The 5,743-nt window shown below is 40.3% G+C and carries 1 protein-coding gene and 6 pseudogenes; 3 read left to right on the forward strand and 4 right to left on the reverse strand.

The window, feature by feature from the left end; genetic code table 11:
- Positions 1-101: 101 nt before the first annotated feature.
- A pseudogene (locus QUA36_RS30525) lies at positions 102-467 on the forward strand (IS5/IS1182 family transposase); the annotation flags it as partial.
- A gap of 10 nt (positions 468-477) precedes the next feature.
- Here QUA36_RS30525 and tnpC read toward each other — a convergent pair.
- Positions 478-1,936: pseudogene (tnpC, locus tag QUA36_RS30530) on the reverse strand (IS66 family transposase).
- Between the two features lie 60 nt (positions 1,937-1,996).
- On the opposite strand from tnpC, the pseudogene QUA36_RS30535 reads away from it, so the two are divergent.
- Together QUA36_RS30535 and QUA36_RS30540 are read left to right on the forward strand one after the other, a co-directional pair.
- Positions 1,997-2,454, forward strand: a pseudogene (locus QUA36_RS30535) (transposase); the annotation flags it as partial.
- Positions 2,455-2,573: 119 nt separating this feature from the next.
- Positions 2,574-2,993: pseudogene (locus QUA36_RS30540) on the forward strand (IS4 family transposase); the annotation flags it as partial.
- A gap of 139 nt (positions 2,994-3,132) precedes the next feature.
- Here QUA36_RS30540 and QUA36_RS30545 read toward each other — a convergent pair.
- The 3 genes and pseudogenes from QUA36_RS30545 to QUA36_RS30555 all read right to left on the reverse strand — a co-directional run.
- Positions 3,133-4,130: pseudogene (locus QUA36_RS30545) on the reverse strand (IS630 family transposase).
- Between the two features lie 75 nt (positions 4,131-4,205).
- A complete protein-coding gene (locus QUA36_RS30550; protein WP_333460086.1) occupies positions 4,206-4,577 on the reverse strand; it encodes a hypothetical protein in 372 nt (123 codons plus the stop codon).
- Positions 4,578-4,855: 278 nt separating this feature from the next.
- Positions 4,856-5,671 (reverse strand): annotated as a pseudogene (locus QUA36_RS30555) (CHAT domain-containing protein); the annotation flags it as partial.
- Positions 5,672-5,743 lie beyond the last annotated feature (72 nt).

Genomic DNA, 5,743 nt, shown 5'->3' on the forward strand with positions numbered 1-5,743 from the left:
TGAGAACCTCTCGCTGATTAACCATTTTTTCCACTCAGCTCAGGCTGAGTCAATTTGTGCTTAGTCTAAACTCCAGTATAAATCTCTAAAAGACAAAGAAAAAAAAGCCAAGAACCTACCGGAATCTTGCGAGAAAAGACTACTTAGCAGTAGCCAAACAAAGACGACCAACCCAAAACAAAAAAAGACAAGCAATTAAAAAATAACTCCAATATATCAAAAGAAATTTAGCTCATATTGGACAGCTAATAGAGTTAGGTGCGACCTTAAAAAGTCTGAATAAAAAGCAATATAAAACCCTGCTAGTCCTCACAGAAGTCTATCGCCAACAGCAATGGTTATTTTATAACAATAAACACAGTATTGAGCAGAGAATAGTAAGTTTAAGCCAACCCCATATCGGTCCCATAGTCAGAGGAAAAGCAGGGAAAAAAGTAGAGTTTGGAGCTAAACTATCAGCCAGTTGCTTGTAAGGATTCAGGTCTTTGATTGGGGAATAAGAGAAGGCATAAACAAGCCACAAGAATGGGCAGATAGAGCATCACGGAAAAAATCTATTGCACGAATACCTTGAAACCGACAAGTCTGAATCACAGATAACAAATCAGCAGTTTGTTCAAACCGAGACATAGAGCGGGAACCGCCAGATATCTTACGCTTAGTCACAGCTAGTCGCAGAGAACGTTCCGCCAAATTATTGTCAGGGGGAATTTCAGGGTGGTCTAAAAAATACCACCATTGGTGCGCTTTCTCACGTAATGAACGCAGTAAAAGTCCAGCAGCATAACCAACATGACCTTGCCAAGTATTTAACAATTCTGCCAGAGAGACCTTAAAGTCCCTGGCCCAAGTGTGATAATCGAGTTCTTCAGGGTGCTGGCGCCCTAGGCGATGTTGTCGGAATGCCTCATCAATTAAATCCAAGAACGCAGAGGCGACGACAGTGTGGTTACCGTGACCTATTTGCAGAACTTTCTTAAAATGTCGCCGTAGATGAGCTAAACATTTCTGCTGCGCTCCCACCTCAACACCGTTGTAGACGCTAAAATCATCAGAACTCAATACTCCAGCAAACTCCGAACCCAGCATTGTCTCTAATTCGGCTCTACTGCGAGTGTCTGCCGCATGGAACAGGCAAAAATTTTGACCTGTGGCTGTCCACAACCATTCTTTGACTCCCTTGACACACCACGGGGTTTCATCGACATGAACGTTGGCTTGTAATGGTGCCCATTTCCATAAGGCTTCAACGGCGGGCTTGACAGCATCAGCTACCCGCGCATTTGTTGCTTGTAAAGTACCAAGCCCAATTTCAATTCCACCTAATTCCCGCAGAAATTCTTGTTGTTTTTCGTAGGATATATGCCCATAATTACCTAACCATATCAATAATGCTTGTAAGTCGATGCTTAAGTCTTGTCCTGGAACTATCCCGGATGCTGGTGAGCCAATCACCATTGCTCCACATTCTAGGCATTGACATTTGACTCGTTGATATTCCACTACTTCAATTGGTAAGGCTGGCTTTACAGGCTACTTGCTGCTTGCTATAACCGATCGCATCACTTAATTCAGGGCTACCACAATGCTCGCAAGAGTCAGGAGTGCTGATTTGATATCTATCTACTCGCCCAAATCCTTTTCGGGTTTTGCCGATATGTCCCGGCTGTTCTCCTGGTTTGCGCTTTGGCTCGGACTCTGACTCTTTTGAGTTGTCAGCTTTGGCTGTCTGTGATTTCTGTATCAGATCGCTTGATGGGGGTTTCGATGATGTTTTGCTATTGCTAGGCTGTCTCTCTTGGAGCTTTTCGAGCTGGAGTTGTAATTTTTCAATCAGCTTCTGTTGGGTGAGCACAATTTTGACCAGCTCCTGGTGGCTCAACTGGTCAACCATTTCTAATTTTAGTGCTGCTGATAACTCTGACTTTTCGCTCATCTGACTACATTACCATATTTTTCAGCTCTCACGCTCACTATTTTTTACCTGAATCCTTACAGTTGCTTTGAGGGATATGTGTTCTTAGACCGAATGAGCTGGGATAGTTTCAACGAATCAGGAGACTTAAAAGCGCAAGTAGAAGCATATCATAGGTTCACCGGATATTATGCAGAGTCAGTTCATGCCGATCGTATTTATCGTACAAGAGAAAACCGAGCATGGTGTAAAGAAAAAGGTATTAGAATCAGTGGTCCGCCCTTGGGAAGACCCCCAGCAACAGTCAGTAAAGAAAAAAAGAAGCAAGCCTTGTCAGATGAGAGAATTAGAAATGCAATTGAGGGTAAATTTGGACAAGGTAAACGAAGATTCAGTCTGAATAGAGTGATGGCAAAACTTGATAATACTTCTGAAACAGTTATTGCTATTACTTTTTTAGTAATGAACCTTTCTACCTGATTGCGCCAGGTTTTTTGTGTGTTTTTATGTCGTTCGGGCAAAACAACACCTGTTTTTAGATTGAAGATAATCTCCAATTATACTTGGAGGAAATTAACGCCTGAAAAACTTATCTTAAATCGAGCTTGAATATATCGATCGCTCCTGTTCTTGGGAAAGCGATCAATTATTCAGCAAGCCCTATGTAGTTGCAGATTTATATCAAAGACGCTGGGGAATTGAAGACGCATTTTGTACAGTAAAGAGACTCCTAAATTTAAGTTATTTATGGACTGGTTCGTCCAACGGAATCCAGCTCCAAATCGGGGCTACTTGGCTATTTTATGCGGTTTTAGTAGATTTAGGAGATGCAGTTGCGGATGAATTAGGAGTGCCAATTGAACGTATTTCATTAGAAATGATTTATCGGGGGATGTATCATTTTTCTGTGGCATATCAAAAAGGATTAGCTTCTGACCTAGTTAAGTATTTTGCCGACGCGAAAAATCAAGATTTAGGGATTGTTAAGCGACAGCGAAAACCTCATATCAGGCTAATTATTTCTCCTTTCCCAGGAACTCAAAGAAGTCCCGAACAATTTTTTTTCAATAACGAATGAACAAATGGAGTCATATTTTAATTGGGATCTCGGTAAAAAATGAGTAAGATTACTCATTGACAACAGTGTTTTTAGCTTAACTTGTGAGTAATGAGGCGTTACAGATATCAAAGAGAAACCCTTGAGTACACATAAGTAGTTAAGCAAAATTAATTACATAATTACCTCCAAATTCTTTAAGAATTCTTTCTACAGATGAAACAAGAGATTGCCAGCTAGAGTAGGCATCTATTTCGAGCCATTGATATTTGATAAACCGCCACAAAATCTCAATTAAATTCAATTCAGGTGAATAAGTAGGCAATTCAAATATAGTTAAACCGCGTTCTTTCCATTCTTCAATTTTCTCAAAAATGGCATTGCTAGTATGGATAGAAGCTTGATCTACTACAATAACTGTTGGCCGCTCCACCACAGCAAAAAAAGTATCTATGCAGGCTATAATTACATCAGAATTAATAGTCTGCTCTGAAACATAAGCAGGTCGAGTGTTTTGCCGATTCATGATTCCCAAGACATTTAAACGCTTTGTTCTACGACTATCAATTGACAAATATTCACCAATATCTTGCCATCCATAAGGGACACAAGGGATGCCACAAAATCCGGACTCATCCAAATAGTATAAATCAATTTTTCCCTCATCTTCTAATTGTTTTAATTCTGACAACTTTTCTTTTTTTTCCTTGTATTCTATGGGGTCTGGCTTGCCGCCCACACCTCGACGCATCCTATGCTAACTCATCTTTTTTTTTAAATTATTCTCTTAATTGTTTCTGTACTTATATTAACAGACCATTCTTTTTTGATTTTTTGTACTACTTGCTTTAATTGTTTTGGTTGCAATTTTACCCAGTCTCTAATTTGCTCTGATTGTGCGGCATTAAATGTTTCTTTTCTGCCTCTACCTGGTTTATTATATAATCCGAGCATTCCCTCATCTTCCCATCGATTCAACCAGTTATACATGGTCTTATAACTAACTTTAAAGATTTTCATTAAGTTTTTATTTGTGATATTTTGTGAAGCTAAAATCAGAAAATGTGCTCTTTGCCGCACTTGATGATGTCTGCTTTCGCGATAAATTCGGTTTAGCAATTTCAACGAAAGTGGATTGATATCTCGAAGTAAAAACATATAAAACCTCTTTGAACACAACTTAATATTTTTTATTATATCATATTAGTTGTTTGTGTAATTAATTTTGTTTGACTACTTATTGCGATCGGCAATCCATAATTCACCAGGTTTTACCCGCTGTAATACCGACTCAAATAAAGAACGTTCCTGAGCGTGACCATCCTCACAAGGAAACACATCAATCGCCATTTTCAAGTCGGGGTCAACAAGTACAACCAAAGACTTACCCGGTAAAGCTTTCGCTGCATAGGGCTTCAGGGCTTCTAAACGATGATCTGTAGCAGCTAAACAGTTGCCATCAATGATTCTGATTTGATAAGGAGCTAGTAACTTTGGTGGACTATCTCCCAGAAATTGCATCACATCAGTCATAGAGGCAGCAGTTTCTCTTAACAGTGCAGCACTCACATCTAGTTCGAGACCATTAAGTTTGTCATATAGCAATCCTAAGTGATTTTCTATATCTGTAAAATCTGAAAGTCTTGCTATACAAGAAGTCTAGGAAGACAAGAGGGCGTTGTGTTGTGAGACTCAGATCGGATTGCTATAGCACTTATAAAATCACTAGCAATTAGATGGTAGTGATTCCATAAGTCTTTGCGATTGCTTCGCTTCGTTCGCAATAATATTGTTAGTATTTCTGCAATTACTACTAGGTCATTACCAGGAACAAAGCAAATTTCTGTCGCGAGTCAAGAAGCAACCGCCATCACCTTTATACCTTACCAAGGACTCCCAATCATTGTAAATGCCGACCAATAATAAGGATGGGAGAGGTTTTCATTACCTAGTTTAGCTAATTCTGGTGGCAATTCTAACTCCTTATTTAAGTTAGACAAAATTAAACGGCCATTTTCAATGCGAACTTGACCTTTAATCATAGCAATTTGAGCCTGCCGCAAGGCTTCAGCTTTAATCGGCGCGACCTTCAAGTGATGGTAAAATTCAGCCATTAACCCTAAAGTACCTTCATCGCTGACGTACCAAAGACTAGCCAAAACTGACTTTACCCCCGCTTGCACAGCTAGCCCCGCAAAGCCTAATTCCACGCCTTCATCACCCACAGCAGTTTTACAAGCGCTCAACACCAATAGTTCAACTTTAGGCGACTGATTCCACCCTAGTTCGCGCACGCGATCGAGTGTTAGCCTGGTGTCTGATAACTGAATGTAAGAATTGCTCGGTACTCCTGACTTAAACTCTCCGTGAGTGGCGAGGTGAATAATTCGATAGGCTTGGGCGCGGCGTTGCGACTTCAGATTATTGAGAGTAAAGGTTTGATTAAGGAAAGATTCGCCTTTCCATTCGGAGGCAATAGCGTTAAGTTCTGCGGGCACTGCTAGCAAGGGTTGGTTATTGGTAAATTGCGAGGCTCCCATTGCTAAAACTTCAGCATTTTTAACGCTTTCATAATTGGTATCGGTCAAGTTGACACTGGGAATGAGTCCGATGCTGTATTTTTCTACTAGAAATTGGGAACCGTCATGGAGGGCGGCTAAGGGGAGCGTTCGCAACCCCGCATCCATACTAAAAACTAGGGCGTAGGTACAGTATTAGAACTTGACAAAAGTAGGAAAGCATGATAAGTGAATTTAGGAGCTTGTTAAATC

This window comes from Microcoleus sp. Pol10D4, assembly GCF_036701555.1.
Classification (GTDB): Bacteria; Cyanobacteriota; Cyanobacteriia; order Cyanobacteriales; family Microcoleaceae; genus Microcoleus.